The sequence below is a fragment of the Streptomyces marincola genome (assembly GCF_020410765.1).
Classification (GTDB): Bacteria; Actinomycetota; Actinomycetes; order Streptomycetales; family Streptomycetaceae; genus Streptomyces; species Streptomyces marincola.
This window is the reverse complement of record NZ_CP084541.1, coordinates 4394752-4413507: the sequence shown is the minus strand read 5'-3', so window position 1 is coordinate 4413507 and position 18756 is coordinate 4394752. Positions and strand designations below refer to the sequence as shown.

Genomic DNA, 18756 nt, shown 5'->3' with positions numbered 1-18756 from the left:
ATGGTTCGCGCTCCGGGGAGTCAGGGCCCGGAGTACGAACATTGCCGCAGCAGCTAACCGCTCCCCGCGCCCCTACCACAAGCCCTTTCCCCGGTCTGTGACATACCGGGAACACTACAGGGGAAGAATCAAAGCTTCTCGACGGGTGCGTAACGCAGCAGCAGCCGCTTCGGCTTCTCACCACCGAAGTCGATCGCGGCCTCGGCCCGGTCCCCGGCGCCCTGAACGGAAATCACCGTCCCCATGCCGAAACTGTCGTGCGTCACCCGGTCCCCCGGGGCGAGGTCCACCACCGGGCGGTCCTTCATCCGGCCGGTCGCGAAGCCGCCCGCGCCCCGCCTGCCGCGCGCGGCGGCGGGGGCGGCGGGCGCGGGTGCCTGCGCCGTGCCGCCCGTGCGGCGCCAGTCCAGGTGGGCCTCGGGAATCTCGTCGAGGAAGCGCGACGGCGGGTTGTGCTGCGGCTGGCCCCACGCGCTGCGCAGCGCGGACCGCGTCAGGTACAGCCGCTGCCGCGCGCGCGTGATCCCCACGTACGCCAGCCGCCGTTCCTCTTCGAGTTCCTTTGTCTTGCCGAGCGACCGCTGGTGCGGAAAAACGCCGTCCTCCATACCCGTCAGGAAGACCACGGGGAATTCCAGGCCCTTGGCGGTGTGCAGGGTCATGAGAGTGACGACTCCGTCACCCTCGTCGTCCGGAATCTCGTCGGAGTCGGCCACAAGCGCGACCTGTTCGAGGAAGTCGGCCAGCGTCCCCGGATTCTCCTCGTCGCGGGCCTCCTCGAACTCAAGGGCCACCGCCGCCAGTTCCTGGAGGTTTTCCACGCGGGTCTCGTCCTGCGGGTCGGTGGACGCCTGGAGTTCCGCGAGATAACCGGTCCGCTCAAGCACGGCCTCCAGCACGGTCGCCGGACCCGCGCCCGACTCCACGACGGTGCGCAGCTCTTCGAGCAGCGCGTTGAACCGCTTGACCGCGTTCGTGGAACGCGCCGCCATCCCGTACGCCTCGTCCACGCGCCGCAGGGCCTGCGCGAACGAGATCCGCTCGCGCGAGGCCAGCGCCTCGATCATCGCCTCGGCGCGGTCCCCGATGCCGCGCTTGGGCACGTTGAGGACGCGGCGCAGGGGCACGGTGTCCTCGGGGTTCGCCAGCACCCGCAGGTAGGCGAGCACGTCCCTGACCTCGCGCCGCTCGTAGAAGCGGACGCCGCCGACCACCTTGTACGGCAGGCCGACGCGGATGAAGACCTCTTCGAAGACGCGGGACTGCGCGTTGGTGCGGTAGAAGACAGCGACGTCCCCGGCGCGGGCCCGCCCCTGGTCGGACAGCCGGTCGATCTCGTCCGCGACGAACTGCGCCTCGTCGTGCTCGGTGTCGGCCACGTAGCCGGTGATGCGCGCGCCCGCGCCCTCGTTCGTCCACAGGTTCTTGGGGCGGCGGTCCTCGTTGCGCGCGATGACCGCGTTCGCGGCGGAGAGGATGGTCTGCGTGGAGCGGTAGTTCTGTTCGAGCAGCAGCGTCGTCGCGTCCGGGTAGTCCTGCTCGAACTGGAGGATGTTGCGGATGGTGGCGCCGCGGAACGCGTAGATCGACTGGTCGGCGTCGCCCACCACGCACAGCTCCGCCGGGTCCGCGTCGCCGACGAGCAGCCGGATCAGCGTGTACTGCGCGATGTTGGTGTCCTGGTACTCGTCGACCAGCACGTGCCGGAAGCGCCGCCGGTAGTGCTCCGCGACGTCGGGGAACGCGTCGAGCAGGTGCACCGTGGTCATGATGATGTCGTCGAAGTCCAGCGCGTTCGCCTCGCGCAGCCGCGACTGGTACAGCGTGTACGCCTCGGCGAGGGTCTTCTCGAACGGCTCGCTCGCCGCCGCGGCGAAGTCCTCGGGGTCGATCAGCTCGTTCTTGAGGTTGGAGATCTTCGCGCTGAACGACTTCGGCGGGAACCGCTTGGGGTCCAGGTCCAGGTCCCGGCACACCAGCGCCATCAGCCGCTTGGAGTCCGCGGCGTCGTAGATCGAGAAGCTGGACGTGAACCCGAGCAGCTTGCTCTCGCGGCGCAGGATGCGCACGCACGCGCTGTGGAACGTCATCACCCACATCGCGTTCGCCCGCGGCCCGACCAGCTCGCCGACGCGCTCCTTCATCTCGCCCGCGGCCTTGTTCGTGAAGGTGATCGCGAGGATCTGCCCCGGGTGCGTGCCGCGGGCGGCGAGCAGGTGGGCGATGCGGTGCGTGAGGACCCGGGTCTTGCCCGAGCCCGCGCCCGCGACGATCAGCAGCGGCGAGCCGCTGTGGGTGACGGCGGCGCGCTGCTGCTCGTTCAGCCCGGTGAGCAGCTCGGCCGGGTCGGCGACGGGCTTGCGGGCGCCGTTGCGGTAGTAGGCGTCCTCCTCGGCGGCCTTCGGCTCCGCGAACGTGCCGGCGAACAGGTCGTCCGGGATCTCCTCGCGCGGCTCGTACGGCTCGAAGCCGGGCTCGGGCGGCGGCTCCTCGTCCGGGGGTCCGGAAGGGCCGAGGTCCGCCAGCGCGTTGTCATCGAAAAGGCCGCTCATCGTCCACCGAGTCTAGGCCCTGCCGCTCGAACCCCCGCGGGGTCGCGCCTGGCCCCGCCGGCCCGCGAGGCCGCCGCAGGGGAGCGGCCGGTCACGCAGTGCTCGGTTATCGTGAACGCATGACGATGGAGCCGCGCCCGCGGGCGGAGATGCGCGCCTCGCACGAGGACCGGGAAGCCGTCGCCGAACGGCTGCGCGAGGCGGCCGGCGAGGGGCGGCTCGACATCGACGAGCTGGAGGAGCGCCTGGAGCGGGCGCTGACCGCGAAGACCTACGGCGAGCTCGAACCGCTGCTCGCCGACCTCCCCGCGCTGCCGGGACGGCACGCCGCCCTCGGGCCCGCGCCCGCCGTACCGGAAGGGCCCCCGCTGGTGCTCAAGGGCGGCCTGCACGGCGACGAGCGCGTGGGGCGCTGGCGGGTGCCGCGCAAGGTCGTCGCCCACGGCGGCCTCGGCGGCGTGAAGCTCGACTACACCCGCGCGGACTGCCCCTGGCCCGAGCCCGAGGTCGAGGTGCACGGCGACATGGCCGGCATCACGATCGTCGTGCCGCTCGGCTGGGAGGTCGACACCACCGGTGCCGACTCCGGGTTCGGCGGCGTGAAGAACAAGACGGGCGCCGAGGAACGCCGCCCGGGCGCCCCCCTGCTGCGCGTGACCGGCACCGGCGGTGTCGCCGGGGTGACCATACGCCACCCCAATCTCTGGGAGCGCCGCCGCCTGCGGGACAACCCGCCCCCGTCCTGACCGGCCCGGGCGCGTGACGTCCGCCACACCGGGCCGTTCGCAGGCCGTTGACACGGCCTTTGGTCACGGAACGGTCTCGAAAAGATCGCGTTCCGCCTTCACAAACCGGGTCCCGAGTGGCTAGCGTGCGTCGCCAAGTGGCCCGGAGCCCCTGCCGTTCCGGCCACTTCCCCGTTCGCGCACAGGGAAGGACACGGCCTTGGGTTCGCACCGCAAGCCGCGCGTCGGCATTCTGGAGTCCCCCGCGGCCCGCAGGAGCGCCGTCGGCGTCGGTGCCGCCGCCCTCGCCTCGGCCTCCCTGCTGACGCAGACCGCCCACGCGGACGACGAGGACACGCCCGCCATCGAGGAGCAGCGGGAGCGCGCGGGCGAGGCGCGCGAGCGCGCGCTTGAGGTGCGGGAGCGGGTCGACGCCCTGTACCAGGAGGCGGGCGTGGCGACCCAGCGCTACAACGAGGCCCGCGAGGCCACCGACGCGCAGCAGGAGCGTGCCGACGAGCTGATGACCCGGGCCGCCGAGGCGACCGAGGCGGCCAACGACGCCAGGCGCGTGCTCGGCACCTACGCCGCGGCGCAGTACCGCACGGGCAGCGGCGGCCTGTCCGACACCGCCGCGCTGCTGTTCGCGCCCGACCCGCGCAGCCTCTTCTCCACCGAGCACACCCTCGACCGGCTGAGCGCGGCGCAGAACCAGGCGCTCGACGACTTCACCGAACGGCGCGAGCAGGCCGCCGCCCAGCGCGACGAGGCGAACGCGGCGCTCGCGGAGCTGGAGACCCACGAGGCCGGGCTCGCGAGCCAGAAGGAGACCGTCCAGGGCAAGCTGGCCGAGGCCAGGGCCCTCATGGAGCAGCTGACCGCCGAGGAGGAGGCCGAACTCGCCGAGCTGGAACGGCTGGAGCGCGAGGAGGCCGAGCGCCGCGCGGAGCAGGCGCGCCAGGAGCGCGAGGAACGCGAGCGGGCGGAGGCCGCCGAGGCGGCGGAAGCGGCGGAAGCGGCGGAAGCCGGGGCATCAGGTGGAGGCGAGGCGGGCGAGGAGTCCGGCGGCCAGTCCGCGCCGCCGCCCGCGAGCGGGGGTTCCGGCACCTCGCAGGCCCAGGCCGTGCTCGCGTACGCCGAGGCGCAGCTGGGGAAGCCGTACGTGTGGGGCGCCACCGGGCCGAACTCGTTCGACTGCTCGGGACTCACCCAGGCCGCCTGGCGGGCGGCGGGCGTCGAGATACCGCGCGTCACGTGGGACCAGGTGAACATCGGCACCCAGGTCTCCAGGGACGCGCTCCAGCCGGGCGACCTGGTGTTCTTCTACGACGACATCAGCCACGTCGGGCTCTACGCGGGCGGCGGCCAGATGATCCACGCGCCGCGCCCCGGCGAGGCGGTCAGGTACGAGTCGATCGACACGATGCCCTGGCACAGCGCCGTCCGCCCCGGCTGACCCGGGCGGCACCCCCCGGGCGCCCTCGGCGGTGGCAGCCGCTCAGTGCCCTGCCAGTCGCCTCGTCACCGTGTCGAGCGTCGGCCAGGGAGGACCGGCGTGCAGCGCGCGCAGCAGTTCCTCCCCGAACCGCCGCCCGTCGGGGAACGCGTCGCCCCGCTCCCAGCGCCACGCCGCGACCATCGCGAGGACGAGCTGCCTGCACTCCTCAAGCAGCCCCAGGTCGAGGTTCGGGTAGTGCGCGCAGACCGCTTCGGGGACGTGGGCGAGGTCGAACTCGACGGGTCCGCGGCAGCACGTCTCCAGGTCGATGAACAACGGGCCGTCCCTCGTGCTGAGCACATTGCCCGGGTGCGGCTCGCCGTGGAGCAACTGCTCCGCGGCGCCGCGCTCCTCGATCGCCCGCCGCAGACCCGCCAGCCTTCCGCCGAGGAAGACGCGGTCGGAGCCCGCGAGTCCGGGTGAGCGGTCCGGGTCGGCGACGACTTCCCGCGCCTGCGCGATCCGGTCCGTGAACCGCGGACTCGGCACATCGATCCCGCGCATGCCGGCGTGCAGCAGTTCCAGCGCCTTGGCGCAGTCGACCGGTGGGACGTGCGGTGCCGTGGGCTCGTAGTAGGTCCACAGCGTCACCGTGAAGCCGTCGCGCGTGTACACCCGCGGGTCCACGCGGGGTTCCAGGGGGCACACCGGGCTGCCCGCCTCGACGAGCCGCTGGGCGAGCGCGACTTCGAACTGCGCGACCTCCTGCCCCGCGGGGGCGACCCGCGCGAAGACATCGCACGGCGTCAGCCGCAGTGCCAGCTTGTTGGAGTTGTGGAGCACGGTGGCGCCGCCGACCGGCAGGCCGAGCGACGCGGCGACCGACGTCGCGGCCGCTGTCGCACGCGTGGCGTCGGACATCTCCATGCGCGGATCCTGGCACACCGAGCTGTTCCCGTCCCGGCCGGGTGGGAGGGAACACCGCGTCCGCCGCGCCCGCGCCCGACGGAGGTTGAGCGGCCACGCGCGCGTTCCGTCACCGCCCGGACGTCCGAGGGGAACGACAGACCGACCGGACACACCGCGCGGCGAACCGCTGAGACATCGCCCCGGGTTCCCGGCTCACGGCGCGGCCGGACGACAAGGACGTCCGCGACGGGCTCCCCTCAGCGGTCCGGCTCCTCACCGGGGACACCGTCGACGGTGTCCTCACGGGGGACACCGTCGACGGTGATGCGGCGGCCCGGCGCCGCCAGCGCGTCGAGGTCGAGCCGGGCGCCGCCCGGGCCCGTCGTCTCCTTCAGGTCCAGCTCCGTGAGTCGCGGGAGCCGGAGGAGCGGTGAGAGGTCGGTGGGCAGCACGCACCCGTGCAGGCCCAGAAGTCGCAGACCGGGCACGGCACCGACCAGGTCGGGCAGGCTGTCGGTGAGGTCGAACCCGCCGAGGTCGAGTTCCGCCAGGCGGCCGAGCGCGGCGAGGTCGCGCCAGTCGGGCGTTCCCCCGCCCTGGATCGCGAGTGCGGTGAGCGCCGGGTAGTCGCGCACCCAGTCGAGCGGCGCGCCCAGCGGCAGGCGGCCGAGGGAGAGGGTCGTGAGCGTGGACGGCAGCGCGATGTCGCCGAGGGTGAACGGCGGCCAGTCGAGGAGGTGCAGAAAGGCGAGTCCGCGCAGCTCGGCCAGGGGACGCAGGTCGGGGAGCCGTTCTCCCGCCAGCCACAGGTGGGTCAGGTGGGGGCAGTCGCCCAGCGGGCCCAGGTCGCTTCCCTCCGCGAGCCGCGTGACGTGCAGTCGTGCCAGCCGCGCGAACCCGGTGACCCCGCCGATGTCGGGGCCGAACGGGTGCTCGACGCGGACCCGCGTGACGTGCGGCAGCGCGGGAGCGGCCCGCCACTGGCGCGGATGGGTGAGGGTCAGCTCCCGCCGGTCGAGCGGCAGGTGGCGCAGCACCTCGCGGGCGAACTCCTCGACCCGGTCCGCGTCCGAGGAGAAGTGGCGCCAGCCGTCGATGAGTTCCCGCGCGCAGGACTCGTCACCCTCGCGTGCGTAGGCGCCGAGAAGCGGCAGGGCGGCGCGCTCCCCGGTGAGCGCCGCGGTGCGGATCGTGAGCCGCCTGTGCTCGGTGTGCCTGAGCCGGCCGATGGTGGGCGGCAGGGCCCGCAGCAACGGCCGCGGCACCGCGGCGAGCGGCGGGCAGTCGGAGGCGCGGCGCGGGGGGAGTACCGCGCGGACGGCGTGTTCGACGGCCGGGGCCAGCGCCCGGGGCACGCTTTCACCGGCCTCACGGCAGAACTCAAGACAGGACAGGGCGAGCAGCCGGAGCCTGCGGTGCTGATGCCGTTCGGCTGCCGCGCGCTCCAGAATCCCGGTCAGCAGCTCCTGGCGTCGGCGGGCCGAAGCGCGCACCGCGGCCAGGACGATGGTGTCGTGCCAGACGTCGAGGTGGGCGTTGCGGACCAGAACGTCGATGAGATCCTGGTCGGCGGCGTGTTCGGCGGCGAGGTACTCCTGGAAGACCCGGTGGACGAAGGCGACGCCGCCCGAGGCCGTACCGGTGAGGACGCCCGAGTGGTGCACGAGCAGGCTGAGCCGCTCCTCCGCCTCCCGGCCGTCCTCCGCGGGGAGGACCGCGCGGCTCACGAAGTCCACGGCCTGCCTGTGTGTCGCGGCGGTGGCCCCCTGGCTGGTGAGGTGCCAAGCGAAGGCACGGAGCACGGACGCGGTGCCGGAAACGGGCTGGACGGCGGCGCGGCGCCCCGTCAGGAGTTCCACGGCCTGGCGGTACGTCTCGGCGCGAGAAGCGGGGAGCCGGTGGCGCTGCTCGTACTGCGCGCAGACCAGGGCGGCCAGCAGGGGTGTGGTCAACAGGTCGGCCAGGCGCGGCCGTTCGTCCAGCGCGGCGCGGACGGCGCGGGCGGCCGTCGGGTCCGAGGCGAACCGGCGGTCGACGAAGGCCCCGAGTTCGCCGCGGGTGAGCGGGGCGATACGCGCGGTGGTGAATCCCTGGTCGTCGAGCCGGGCGGTCACGGCGCCGGGACGCGCGCTGACGACGGTGGGGTTGTCGGGGTAGGCGCCCAGGACCCGGGCCAGCCAGTCGCGGAACCGCCGGTGGCGCTCGGCGGCCACCTCGTCCACGCCGTCGAGCAGCAGCAGTACGCGCCCCTCGGCGAGGCGGCGGTCGAGCCAGTGGTCCGGCGGCCTGGCACCACCGGGCAAGGGGCGCAGCAGCGCCCCGGGGTCGGGCAGGTCCGCGTCCGGGTGGTCGCGCAGCCGGAGGAGAACGGGGACCAGGCCGTTCCACTCCGCGAGTTCGCCGGTGAACGCGCGCCGGGCGGCGCGGACGGCGAGCGCGTTGAGCACGCTGCTCTTGCCCGCACCGGCCTCCCCGACGAGTAACAGGCGCGGGACCCGGCGCAGCACGGCGCCGAGGGGCTCGGCGTCCGCGTCGGCCCCGGTGTCCGCGCGGGCACTGACGCGGCGCGCCCCCGGACCCGACAGCAAGTCGGTCGTGTCGAGGGACTGGGCGAGATGGTCGAGGTAGGCGGCCTGGAAGGCCACGTCGGGGTCGTCCGCCGCCCCGGACGGCGCGCCGCTTTCTCGCCGCGGCCCGGACCGGTGCTCCCAACGGCGGTGGCGGCGGTCGAAGTCGGGGGTCGCCTCGACCGCGCGCTGGAACCGGTCGCAGGCCCTGAGCAGCAACGCGCCGTGCAACGCGCGTCCCGCGTCACTCAGGCCGGCGGCCGAGCGAGCGGCAGGGTCGACGTGCTCCCTCAGGGCCTCGGGCCCCAGGTTCGCGAGCCGCAGGAGGATGTCGTCGGAGAGGTCGGCGGCGGCGAACGCCCGGCCGGCGGCGGCGACGGCGGCCCGGCGTTCGCGTCTCGCGACCCGGGGCAGGCCGGCCGCGCGGTCCCGGCGCACCGAGCGGCCGGCTCCGGCGGCCAGCCGCCGGAACCACGTGCCGGCGGGCACGCGACCGGGGCGGATCAGGCGGACCCGCGGGGCTTCGGCGAGCGGCAGCTCCGCCTGGGCCGAGCGACGCCGCCGCTCAAGCCACGGGAGCAGTGCGGTGACCAGCCTCAGCAGACCGGTGGCCGGTCTCGTCCACGGTTCCACGGTCCGCCCCCTGCCGGATTCCGCCGCCTCCGCCGCGCCGCGCGGGCGTCACCAGAGGGTGGCGATGAAGATGTTGACCACGGTCAGCGCGCCCACGGCGCCGAACACGGGCGTCTCGACGCGTTCGTCGTCACGCTTGACGTAGACGAGGACCGTGATCACCAGGAGCACGGCGAGCTTGACCGCGATCTTGACGTTGTCGACCTCCTGGTCGTCGGCCTGGTTCAGGCCGACGAGGGCGAGACCGGTCACCAGCATCGTCAGGGCGCCGTGCAGCATGCCGGGCGTCATCGTCGCCCCGCCGGCCTTCAGCGCCTTGGTCTGCGCCAGGAAGCCCCCGAGCAGAGCGGCGATTCCGATGATGTGGAGGGCGAGAAAGATGTTGATCAGCGGCTCCATGGGCGGAAGTTTACTGCTGGGCCTTCTTGCGGGTTTTCGCGGCCTTCCCGGGGGTTGACGGGGCCCTGCCAGACACACACCATCTTTGGGAGCGCTCCCACGCCCTTTCCCACACCGCACGAAGGATCGAGCCGTGACCCAACGTCCTTCCCACCCCCCACTCGCGCACCGTCGCGCGTCCCGCCGCAGACGCCTGACGGGCGCCACGCTCGCCACCGGCCTGGCCGCCGGCCTCCTCGGCATGTCCACCGCCGCCTCCACCGCGGCCGAGGGCCCGGAACTGATCGAGAACGGGGACTTCGCCTCCGGCGTGACGGCCCCCTGGTGGTGGACGCCCAACGCGCCGGCCTCGGTCGTGGACGGCCGCCTGTGCGCGCAGGCCGAGGGCGGCACGGTCAACCCCTGGGACGTCATCGTCGGCCAGGACGGCCTCCCCCTCACCGCGGGCGAGTCCTACGAGCTGAGCTACACGGCGTCCGCGACCGCTCCTGTCACCAGCCGCACCAACGTCCAACTGGCCGAGGAGCCGTGGACGCAGGAGCTGGCGGCGGCCGACCGGATCGGTTCGACCCCGGAGACGTTCACCCACGTCTTCACCGCGAGCGCCGACTACGACGCCGCGCAGCTGGCGTTCCAGATCGGCGGCAGCGACGAGGCGCTCACGTTCTGCCTCGACGACGTCTCCCTCACCGGCGGCGCCGAGCCGCCCGTGTACGAGCCGGACACCGGCTCTCCCGTGCGGGTCAACCAGGTCGGCTACCTGACCGACGGGCCCAAGGCCGGCACCTACGTCACGGAGGCGACCGGGGCCCTGGCCTGGACGCTGAACGCCGCGGACGGCACCGAGGCCGCCTCGGGCACCACGACCCCGCAGGGCGTGGACCCGACGTCGGAGCAGAACGTCCACACCTTCGACTTCAGCGAGGTCACCGAGCCGGGCGACGGCTACACGGTCACCATCGGCGAGCACGTCAGCGAGCCGTTCTCGATCGGGGACGACCTCTACTCCGACCTGCGCACCGACGCGCTCGCGTACTTCTACCACAACCGCAGCGGCATCGAGATCGACGCCGACCTGGTCGGCGAGGAGTACGCGCGGCCCGCCGGGCACGTCAACGTCGCGCCCAACCAGGGCGACGACGGCGTGACCTGCTGGGCGGCCACGCCCTGCGACTACACGCTGGACGCGGCGGGCGGCTGGTACGACGCCGGCGACCACGGCAAGTACGTCGTCAACGGCGGCATCGCGACCGCGCAGCTGCTGTCCGCCTGGGAGCGCACCCTGACCGCCGAGAACGCCGACGGCGAAGCGCTCGGCGACGGCTCGCTCGCCGTTCCCGAGCAGGGCAACGACGTGCCCGACATCCTCGACGAGGCGCGCTGGGAGCTGGACTTCCTCACGGCGATGCAGGTCCCGGCGGGCGAGCCGCTGGCCGGCATGGCGCACCACAAGCTGCACGACCGGGCCTGGACCGGCCTGCCGCTGCTGCCGCACCAGGACCCGCAGCCGCGCGAACTGCACCCGCCGTCCACGGCCGCGACGCTGAACCTGGCCGCCGCCGCCGCCCAGGGCGCCCGGCTGTTCGAGCCCTACGACGCGGCGTACGCCGATGAGCTGCTCGACGCGGCGGTCACCGCCTACGACGCGGCGCTGGCCGACCCGGACCGCTACGCCGACCCGAACGACGGCGTGGGCGGCGGCGCGTACAGCGACAACAACGTCACGGACGAGTTCTACTGGGCCGCGGCCGAGCTGTTCATCACCACGGGCGAGGACAGCTACCGGCAGGACGTGCTCGGCTCGCAGCTGCACGGCGACACCGACGCGGTGTTCCCGGCCGGCGGCTTCAGCTGGGGCTCGACGGCCGCGCTCGGCGCGCTGAGCCTGGCCACGACGGACAACGGGCTGACCGCCGCGCAGCGGGCCGAGGTGGTCGGCATGGTGACCGAGGCGGCCGACGCGCTCGCCGCCACGGCCGACGACGCGCTGTACGGGGTGCCGCTGGCCGGCACGGACTTCTACGTGTGGGGCTCCAACAGCCAGGTCATGAACAACATGGTGATCCTGGCCACCGCGCACGACCTGACCGGCGACGCGGCCTACCGCGACGGCGTGCTCAGCGGCTTCGACTACCTGCTCGGCCGCAACCCGCTGAACCTGTCGTACGTCACCGGCTACGGCGAGCGGGACGTGCGCAACCAGCACCACAGGCACTGGGCGAACCAGCTCAACGCCTCGCTGCCCAACCCCCCGGCCGGCTCGGTCGCCGGCGGCCCGAACAGCGCGCTCCAGGACCCGATCGCCGAGGACCTGCTCCAGGGCTGCGCGCCGGCGATGTGCTACATCGACCACATCGAGTCCTACGCGACCAACGAGGTCACGATCAACTGGAACGCGCCGCTCGCCTGGCTCGCCTCCTACGCCGACGACCTCGGCGCCGGCGGCGAGGGCCCGGGCGGCGAGGAGCCGGCGGTGTGCGAGGTCGACTACACCTCGAACCGCTGGAACTCCGGCTTCACCTCGTCGGTGACGCTGCGCAACACCGGTGACACGCCGATCAGCCCGTGGGAGCTGACCTGGTCGTTCGCCGACAACCAGCGCATCACGAACGCGTGGAACGCGGTCGTCACCCAGAACGGCCGCGACGTGCGCGCCCGCCCGGCCGCGTGGAACGGCACCGTCCAGCCCGGGGCCTCGGTGAACTTCGGTTTCCAGGGCACCGCCTCAGGCTCTGTGGCCGACCCGAGCGCGTTCGCGGTGAACGGCAAGTCCTGCACCACGGGCTGACCCGCCGGGCAGCACCCGCGAACCCGACCTACCACCCCCCACACCGCCACCCCTCCGCCCGGCACCGGGCCGGGGTGGCACCGGGCCCGCCGGCCGCATGGCCGGCGGGCCCGCCGCGTGCCGGTGCCCCGCGCGTGCCGGTGCCCCGCGCGTGCCCGGCCCCCGACCGGCCTGCTCCGCGGCGGCGCCGGGGGACGACCTACGCTTGGGGGCATGCCGGTGGCACGGACGAGGAAGACGAAGACCAGGAACAGCAAGGGCGCCCCGGGGGCGGGGAAGGCCAAGGGCCGGGGCCCCGGCCGGGGCGGCGGCGGCCAGGGCGGCGGCCCGCGGGGCGGGCGGCCGGGCGCGGGCTCGGGCGCCGGTTCCGACCGCGGCGGGCGCCGCAGGTTCGGCGCCGCGGTGCTGGCCGCGGTCCTGGTGTGCGCGCTGGCCGTCGGCGTGCTCTCGGCCATCGGCTCGCCCGGCGGGCAGGATGAGGAGGCCGCGCCGGAGGACGGCGGGGTCCAGCCGCTGCCCGAGGGGCACCCCGCGCTCGAACTGGCCCGGCGGGACGCCGGCGACCCGCTGGCGCTCGGCTCGGCGGACGCCCCGGTGGTGATGCTCGAATACGTCGACTTCCAGGACGCCTTCGCGGGGGTGCACGCCCGCGAGACGCACGACGCGCTCGTCGAGGAGTACGTGGACGCGGGCGTGCTGCGCGTGGAGTTCCGCAACTTCCCCGTGCACGGCCCCGAGTCCGACACGGCGGCGCGGGCCGCGTGGGCCGCGGGGCAGCAGGACCGTTTCTGGGAGTTCCACGACGCGGCCCTGGGCGAGGAGTTCCACCAGAACAGCGGCCGTTTCGACGAGGACGGCGTCCGGGCGCTCGCGGAGCGGGCCGGTGTCGCCGACCTGGAGCGGTTCGAGGCGGACCTGGCCTCGGAGGAGGCGGGCGAGGCCGTGGGGCGCGACGCCGAGGAGGCGTACCAGTTGGGCGTCACGGCGACCCCCTCGTTCCTCGTCAACGGGCACGCGCTCCAGGGGGCGCGGCCCGCCGACGAGTTCAGGGACATGATCGACCAGCTGTACGAGGCGGCCGAATAGCCCGCTGGGCAGCACAGAAACGACAGCACCAATCACCGTGCGTCAGAAGCGTGCGGCCCGCTCGGTCAAGATCCGCCAGTTTCCCACCTCTTGCCACCAAACCCGGTCGGATGGCCGTTGCCGCCCGCGCACGCGGTTTAGCGTCCTGCCCCATGGCCCAGCATCGCAAGCAGCGGCCCGACCGGTGGTCGGCGCCGCGGCGCGCGCGGCGCGCACCCGTGCCCGCCGCCCTCCGCGCCGCCGCCACCCTCACCCTCGCCGGTGCCGCCTCCGCCGCCGTGCTCGACGGCGCGGCGCTCGCGGAACCCGAGGCCACCCTCGCCGAGGTCGAGGAGCGCGTGGACGCCCTGCACCGCGAGGCCGAGGTCGCGACCGAGGCGTACCACGCGGCCACCGAGGCCGCCGGGCGCGCCGAGGAGGAGGTGGACCGGCTGCGCGACCGCGCGGCCCGGCGCACCGAGGAGCTGAACGCCGCGCGCCGCGCGCTCGGCTCGCAGGCGAGCGCGGAGTACCGGGCGGGCGGCCTGCCCGCCGGCCTCGCGCTCGCCCTGTCCGCCGACCCGGACGACTTCCTGAGCCGGGCCGGTGTGGTGGACCGCAGCGGTGCCCGCCAGGCCCGCGCCGCCCTCGACATCGAGGCGCGGCTGCGCGGCGTCGAGCAGCTGCGGGCCGAGGCGGCGGAGCGCTCCGAGGCGCTCGCCGACGCCCGCGAGCGGGCGCGCGAACAGCGCGAGGTGGTGACGGACCGGCTCGCGCGGGCGGAGGACCTGCTGGCGACGCGCACCGCGCGCGAGCGCGCGGAGGTGCTGCGCGAGGAGGGCACCGGGAAGACGGCGGGCGGCGGGCGCGCGGCCCCGGCCGCCGCCCCGGCCGTGGCCGCGAACCAGCGGGCGGGCGCGGCCGTCGCGTTCGCGTGGGGCCAGTTGGGCAGGCCCTACGGGTGGGGGGCGACGGGCCCCGACGCCTACGACTGCTCGGGGTTGACGCAGGCCGCGTGGCGGGCCGCGGGCGTCTCGCTGCCGCGCACCAGCTACAGCCAGGCCGCGGCCGGCGCCCGTGTCCCGCGATCCGCGCTGGCCCCCGGTGATCTTGTGTTCTACTACGCGGACTTCAGCCATGTCGGCATCTACGTCGGTGACGGCCTGATCGTGCACGCCTCGCGCCCCGGAACGCCGGTCCGGGTGGCGCCCGTCGACTCGATGCCGTTCACCGCGGCCGTGCGCCCCGGCTGACATCGGTGAACGGGGCCCGGGGCGGGGCCCGGCGGCCCGGGCGGGTCGGCCCTCGGCGGCGGTCCGGCGTGGCAGACTTGCCGACCGACCGGTCACCCCCGATGACGAAAGGCCGGACCTGCCCATGTCCGTCACGCACCAGCTGCGCGGCCCCGGGCCCCGGGGCGGTCTGCCAGGACCCGGCGGCCCCGGCGGGGGCCCCAGGGAAACGGCCGCCCGGTACGCGCTCCTGCCGCTGCGGCTCTTCCTCGGCCTGACGTTCCTCTACGCGGGCATCGACAAGTACACGGACGCCGGGCCGTTCAGCGGCGCGATGAGCACCGACGCCATGGAGCGCATGCTCAGCTTCTCCCGCGAGGACGCGGCGGCCGGCTGGCTGGCCGACCTCGCCCTCGACCGTCCCGGGCTGTTCCTCGACGGCGTCGCGGTCGCGGAGATCGCGGTCGGCGCGGGCGTGCTGTTCGGGCTGCTGACCCGGGTCGCGGCGGCGGGCGGCGTGCTGCTGACCCTGTCGTTCTGGCTGACGGTCACCTGGCCGTCGGACCCGTACTACTTCGGGCAGGACCTGCCGTACCTGTTCTGCTTCCTCACCCTGCTGCTCGCCGGGCCGGGGCCGTTCGCGCTCGGCCGGCAGCTCAGCGCGCGCCAGGGCCGGCGGAACGGCCGTCTGTTCGGCTGACCGCCTCCCGCGCCTGCTCCGCCTCCGGCTCGGCCTCCGACTCCGGCCCGGCCGCCCCCGGCGGCAGGTCCCGCGCGCCGCGCCGCGCCCGCCGCGCCGCCATCGCGGCCATGGCCACCAGCGCCGCCGCCACGAGAGCGGCGGGCAGCAGCGCGAACAGCAGCGGCAGCGGAACGTCCCCCCGCCCCGTCGCCTTCGCCACGTACACCACCGCGACGCCGATCAGCGCGACGCCGAGCACCAGCCTGGCCGGCTCGAACCGGTGCCGCCAGATCCGCTTCCGGCCGTTGCCGCTCATGACCGCTCCCCGTTCACGACCGCTCCACCGTCACGTGACCGACTCCCATCTCCAGCCACAGCTCGACCTCGCCGCCCGGCTCGGCGCCCGGCTCGGCCGGGTAGCTGCGCGTCCGCTCGTGCCCGAGCCCGCCCCAGGAGTCCTCGTACCCCTTCCACGTGCCCGCGGACGGCGAGTCGTAGGTGAACACGCCCGCGCCGATCTCCGTGTGCACCGTCACCTCGACGTCCCGGGGCACCAGCACGCGGAGCTGCCCGGCGCCCGCCTCCACGGTGACCCCCAGCGTCTCGCCTTCGGCGGGCACGGCCCCCGTCAGGTCGAGTTCCCCCTCACCGGTGCCGAGCACATACCGCTCCGCCACGGCGTCCACCGCCTCAGGCCGCCACGAACGCAGCTGCCACTCGGTCGTGATGTTCTCGGGCAGCACCGAGGCACCGGCCAGCAGCACCCCGGTCACCAGCACCGCGGCGATCGTGCCGCCGCCGAGCCGGCCCACGAACGCGCTGACCACGAGCCCGAGTCCGAACACGACCAGCGCCGCCGACAGCCCGATCACCAGCGTCGGGCCGAGCGGCTGCCGTTCCCAGGCCACCGCCGTGGCGGCCAGGAACGCGCCGCCGGCCAGCAGCAGCAGCGGCCCGCCGAGCCTGAACTCCTTCGGCTCCACCGCCCGCGGCCGGGCCGGCGGCCCCGGCGCCGCCGCGTCCCCGCCGGGCGCGGGGCCGGCCGCGAAGTCCCCGGGCTCCGCGTCCGCGGGACCCCACAGGTAGCCGCCGGGGCGCGGCCCCGTGCCCTGCCACCACGAGGGGCCGACCGGCGCGGGCGGGGCCTGCGCCTCGGGGGGCGCCTCCGCGACCACCTGCGCGGTGGTCCCCTTCGCCGGCTCGCCGCCGTCCCCGGCGGCCTGCGCCGTGGCGCGCCCCCGCGACCAGTAGGCGGCGGCGGCCAGCGCCCCGAGCAGCATGACGGAGAACCAGGAGGCCGCGCCCCGGCTGCCGAGCGAGGCCAGCAGCAGCCCGCACCCCGCGACGAGGAACAGCAGCGCCGTCAGCCCGGGGCCCTCGACCCGGCCGGACAGCAGCCTGCGGCCCTCGTTCTCCTCCTCGCCCTCGAACGGGAGCAGCAGCCACGCCGCGCCGTACGCGACGAGCCCGAGGCCGCCGATGACCGAGAGGACCGCGAGCGGCACACGGAAGATCACCGGATCCAGGTGGTAGTACCGCCCGAGCCCGCCGCACACACCGCCGACGACCTTGTGGCGCCGGCTCCGCGCCAGCCGGTCCCCGGCGCGGGCGCGTTCCCCCGGCGTGGCGGTCAGCTCTTCGGTCATGCCCACCATGGTGACGCAGTGCTCCCCGCGCGGTATCCGGGGCGGTCCCCCATCGTTCCCTGACGTGCTCTCCGGGGCGCCCCTGATGTCCCGGCCAGGCCGTTCGTGTGACGATCGTGCCATGACGACCGCCACCCCCGCAGGCGCCGCCGTGGACGAGGCCCCCGTGCGCAAGCTGTACCGCAGCGCGGAGGGCCGCTGGCTCGGCGGCGTGGCGCAGGGCCTGGCGGGCCACCTGGCGCTGCCGGTGTCGTGGGTGCGGCTGGTGTTCTTCGCGCTGATGCCGGCGAACGGGCTCGGCGTGCTGCTGTACGGCGTCTTCTGGTTCGTCGTGCCGCTCGGCGCGCCGCAGCAGGCGCCCGCCGCGCCGCGTGAGGCCGGCGCCCCGGCGCGCAGGCGCCTGCCGCACCGGCCGGACAAGGGCCAGGTCATCGCGTTCCTGGTGCTGGCCGCGACGCTCGGCGTGCTGGCCGGGAACGTGCAGTTCCCCATCAGCGACGGCTACTTGTGGCCGCTGCTGATGCTCGGCGTCGGCGCGGCCGTCGTGTGGCGGCAGGCGGACAACTCCCGGCGCGCCCACTGGGCCGCCGCCACCCGCCGCAGCCGCTGGCTGCCGCTGCTGCGCAGCGCGGCGGGCGCGCTGCTGGTCAGCCTGGGCGTGGGCACGTTCGTGCTGGGCCGCAGCGCCTCGGAGTCCACGGAGAACCTGGCCCTGGTGTTCCAGGCGTCCGTGGCCGTGCTCGTCGGCATCGCGCTGCTGGCCGGCCCCTACCTGGTGCGCATGGTGCAGGACCTGTCGGAGGAGCGCACCATGCGCATCCGCGCGCAGGAGCGGGCCGAGGTCGCCGCGCACATCCACGACTCGGTGCTGCACACGCTGACGCTGATCCAGCGCAACGCGGACCGGCCGCGCGAGGTGGCCAGGCTGGCCCGCGCGCAGGAACGCGACCTGCGCGCCTGGCTGTACCGGTCGGCCGAGGGTCCCGAGAAGGCGGACGAGAAGGAGGAGCAGGAGACGTTCGCCGCCGCGGTCAGGGCCACCGTCGCGGAGGTCGAGGACCACCACGGCGTGCCCATCGAGGTGGTCTGCGTCGGGGACTGCCCGGTGGACGAGGGTCTCGCGGCGCAGTTGCAGGCCGCGCGCGAGGCGATGGTGAACGCCGCCAAGTACGGTGGCGAGGGCGGGCCGGTGCGGGTCTTCGCGGAGGTGGAGGGGCGTACCGTCTTCGTGTCGGTGCGCGACCGCGGCCCCGGGTTCGACCCGGAGTCCGTGCCGGCCGACCGGATGGGCGTGCGGGAGTCCATCATCGGCCGGATGCGGCGCAACGGCGGCTCGGCGCGCGTGCGGTCCGCGCCCGGCGAGGGCACAGAGGTGGAACTGACGATGGAGCGAGCGGAATGAACCCGACACCCGAGGAGCGCAGGGCCCGCGTGGTCCTGGTCGACGACCACCGCATGTTCCGGGCCGGGGTGCGCGCGGAGATCGGCCGCACCGAGGAGAGCGGCATCGAGGTGGTGGGCGAGGCGGGCGACGCCGACCAGGCGGTCACGGTGATCAAGGCGGCCCGCCCCGACGTGGTGCTCCTGGACGTGCACCTGCCGGGCGGCGGCGGGGTCGAGGTGCTGCGGCGCTGCGCGGACCTGATCGCGGCGGCCCAGGACCCGGTGCGTTTCCTGGCGCTCTCGGTGTCGGACGCGGCCGAGGACGTGATCGGGGTGATCCGCGGCGGCGCCCGCGGCTACGTCACGAAGACGATCACGGGGACCGACCTGGTGGACGCGATCTTCCGGGTCGCGGAGGGCGACGCGGTGTTCTCGCCGCGGCTGGCGGGGTTCGTGCTCGACGCGTTCGCCTCGTCCGAGGCGGCGCCGGTGGACGAGGACCTGGACCGGCTCACGCAGCGCGAACGCGAGGTGCTGCGGCTGATCGCCCGGGGCTACGCCTACAAGGAGGTCGGCAAGGAGCTGTTCATCTCGGTGAAGACGGTGGAGAGCCACGTCTCCGCCGTGCTGCGCAAGCTCCAGCTGTCCAACCGGCACGAGCTGACCCGCTGGGCCACCGCGCGCCGGCTGGTGTGACATGGAACGGCCGGGGCGCGGCTCATGCGGCGCGCGCCCCG

The 18756-nt window shown here is 74.7% G+C and carries 14 protein-coding genes; 8 read left to right on the top strand and 6 right to left on the bottom strand.

The window, feature by feature from the left end; genetic code table 11:
• Positions 1–128: 128 nt before the first annotated feature.
• Positions 129–2552: a DNA helicase PcrA gene (gene pcrA, locus LC193_RS19430; protein ID WP_226075919.1), complete on the bottom strand. Its 2424-nt coding sequence runs from the start codon at positions 2550–2552 to the stop codon at positions 129–131.
• A 125-nt stretch (positions 2553–2677) separates the two neighbouring features.
• Between pcrA and LC193_RS19425 the strand changes: the two genes are divergently transcribed.
• Entirely contained in the window at positions 2678–3298 is a 621-nt protein-coding gene (locus LC193_RS19425) for a DUF1707 SHOCT-like domain-containing protein (RefSeq protein ID WP_404819545.1), read from the top strand.
• A 199-nt stretch (positions 3299–3497) separates the two neighbouring features.
• Positions 3498–4733, top strand: coding sequence for a C40 family peptidase (locus tag LC193_RS19420; protein WP_226075917.1), 1236 nt, complete (start codon positions 3498–3500; stop codon positions 4731–4733).
• A 42-nt stretch (positions 4734–4775) separates the two neighbouring features.
• On the opposite strand, the gene LC193_RS19415 is transcribed toward LC193_RS19420, so the two are convergent.
• From LC193_RS19415 to LC193_RS19405, 3 genes are all read right to left on the bottom strand, one after another.
• Entirely contained in the window at positions 4776–5642 is an 867-nt protein-coding gene (locus LC193_RS19415; protein ID WP_226075916.1) for a phosphotransferase, read from the bottom strand.
• Between the two features lie 239 nt (positions 5643–5881).
• A complete protein-coding gene (locus LC193_RS19410; protein WP_226075913.1) occupies positions 5882–8824 on the bottom strand; it encodes an NACHT domain-containing protein in 2943 nt (980 codons plus the stop codon).
• A gap of 48 nt (positions 8825–8872) precedes the next feature.
• Positions 8873–9223 (bottom strand): hypothetical protein, encoded by a 351-nt coding sequence (locus tag LC193_RS19405; protein ID WP_086158491.1) that lies wholly within the window; start codon positions 9221–9223, stop codon positions 8873–8875.
• A 241-nt stretch (positions 9224–9464) separates the two neighbouring features.
• On the opposite strand from LC193_RS19405, the gene LC193_RS19400 reads away from it, so the two are divergent.
• The 4 genes from LC193_RS19400 to LC193_RS19385 all read left to right on the top strand — a co-directional run bounded on the left by LC193_RS19400 (position 9465) and on the right by LC193_RS19385 (position 15008).
• On the top strand, positions 9465–12011 hold the full coding sequence (locus tag LC193_RS19400) for a glycoside hydrolase family 9 protein (RefSeq protein WP_226078747.1): 2547 nt from the start codon (positions 9465–9467) through the stop codon (positions 12009–12011).
• Positions 12012–12224: 213 nt separating this feature from the next.
• The gene (locus LC193_RS19395; protein WP_226075910.1) at positions 12225–13097 is read left to right on the top strand and encodes a DsbA family protein; all 873 of its coding nucleotides are present in this window, start codon (positions 12225–12227) and stop codon (positions 13095–13097) included.
• A gap of 152 nt (positions 13098–13249) precedes the next feature.
• Positions 13250–14329: a C40 family peptidase gene (locus tag LC193_RS19390; RefSeq protein WP_226075907.1), complete on the top strand. Its 1080-nt coding sequence runs from the start codon at positions 13250–13252 to the stop codon at positions 14327–14329.
• 124 nt (positions 14330–14453) lie between these two features.
• Positions 14454–15008, top strand: a complete 555-nt coding sequence (locus LC193_RS19385) for a DoxX family protein (protein ID WP_226075904.1) — start codon at positions 14454–14456, stop codon at positions 15006–15008.
• On the opposite strand, the gene LC193_RS19380 is transcribed toward LC193_RS19385, so the two are convergent.
• Entirely contained in the window at positions 14965–15306 is a 342-nt protein-coding gene (locus tag LC193_RS19380; protein WP_226075901.1) for a hypothetical protein, read from the bottom strand. The genes LC193_RS19385 and LC193_RS19380 overlap by 44 nt on opposite strands.
• A 13-nt stretch (positions 15307–15319) precedes the next feature.
• Positions 15320–16636, bottom strand: coding sequence for a PspC domain-containing protein (locus tag LC193_RS19375; protein ID WP_226075899.1), 1317 nt, complete (start codon positions 16634–16636; stop codon positions 15320–15322).
• Between the two features lie 121 nt (positions 16637–16757).
• Between LC193_RS19375 and LC193_RS19370 the strand changes: the two genes are divergently transcribed.
• Positions 16758–18038: an ATP-binding protein gene (locus LC193_RS19370; protein WP_226075895.1), complete on the top strand. Its 1281-nt coding sequence runs from the start codon at positions 16758–16760 to the stop codon at positions 18036–18038.
• Positions 18035–18715 (top strand): LuxR C-terminal-related transcriptional regulator, encoded by a 681-nt coding sequence (locus LC193_RS19365; protein ID WP_226075892.1) that lies wholly within the window; start codon positions 18035–18037, stop codon positions 18713–18715. The genes LC193_RS19370 and LC193_RS19365 overlap by 4 nt, the downstream gene beginning before the upstream one ends.
• The last annotated feature ends 41 nt before the right edge of the window (positions 18716–18756 follow it).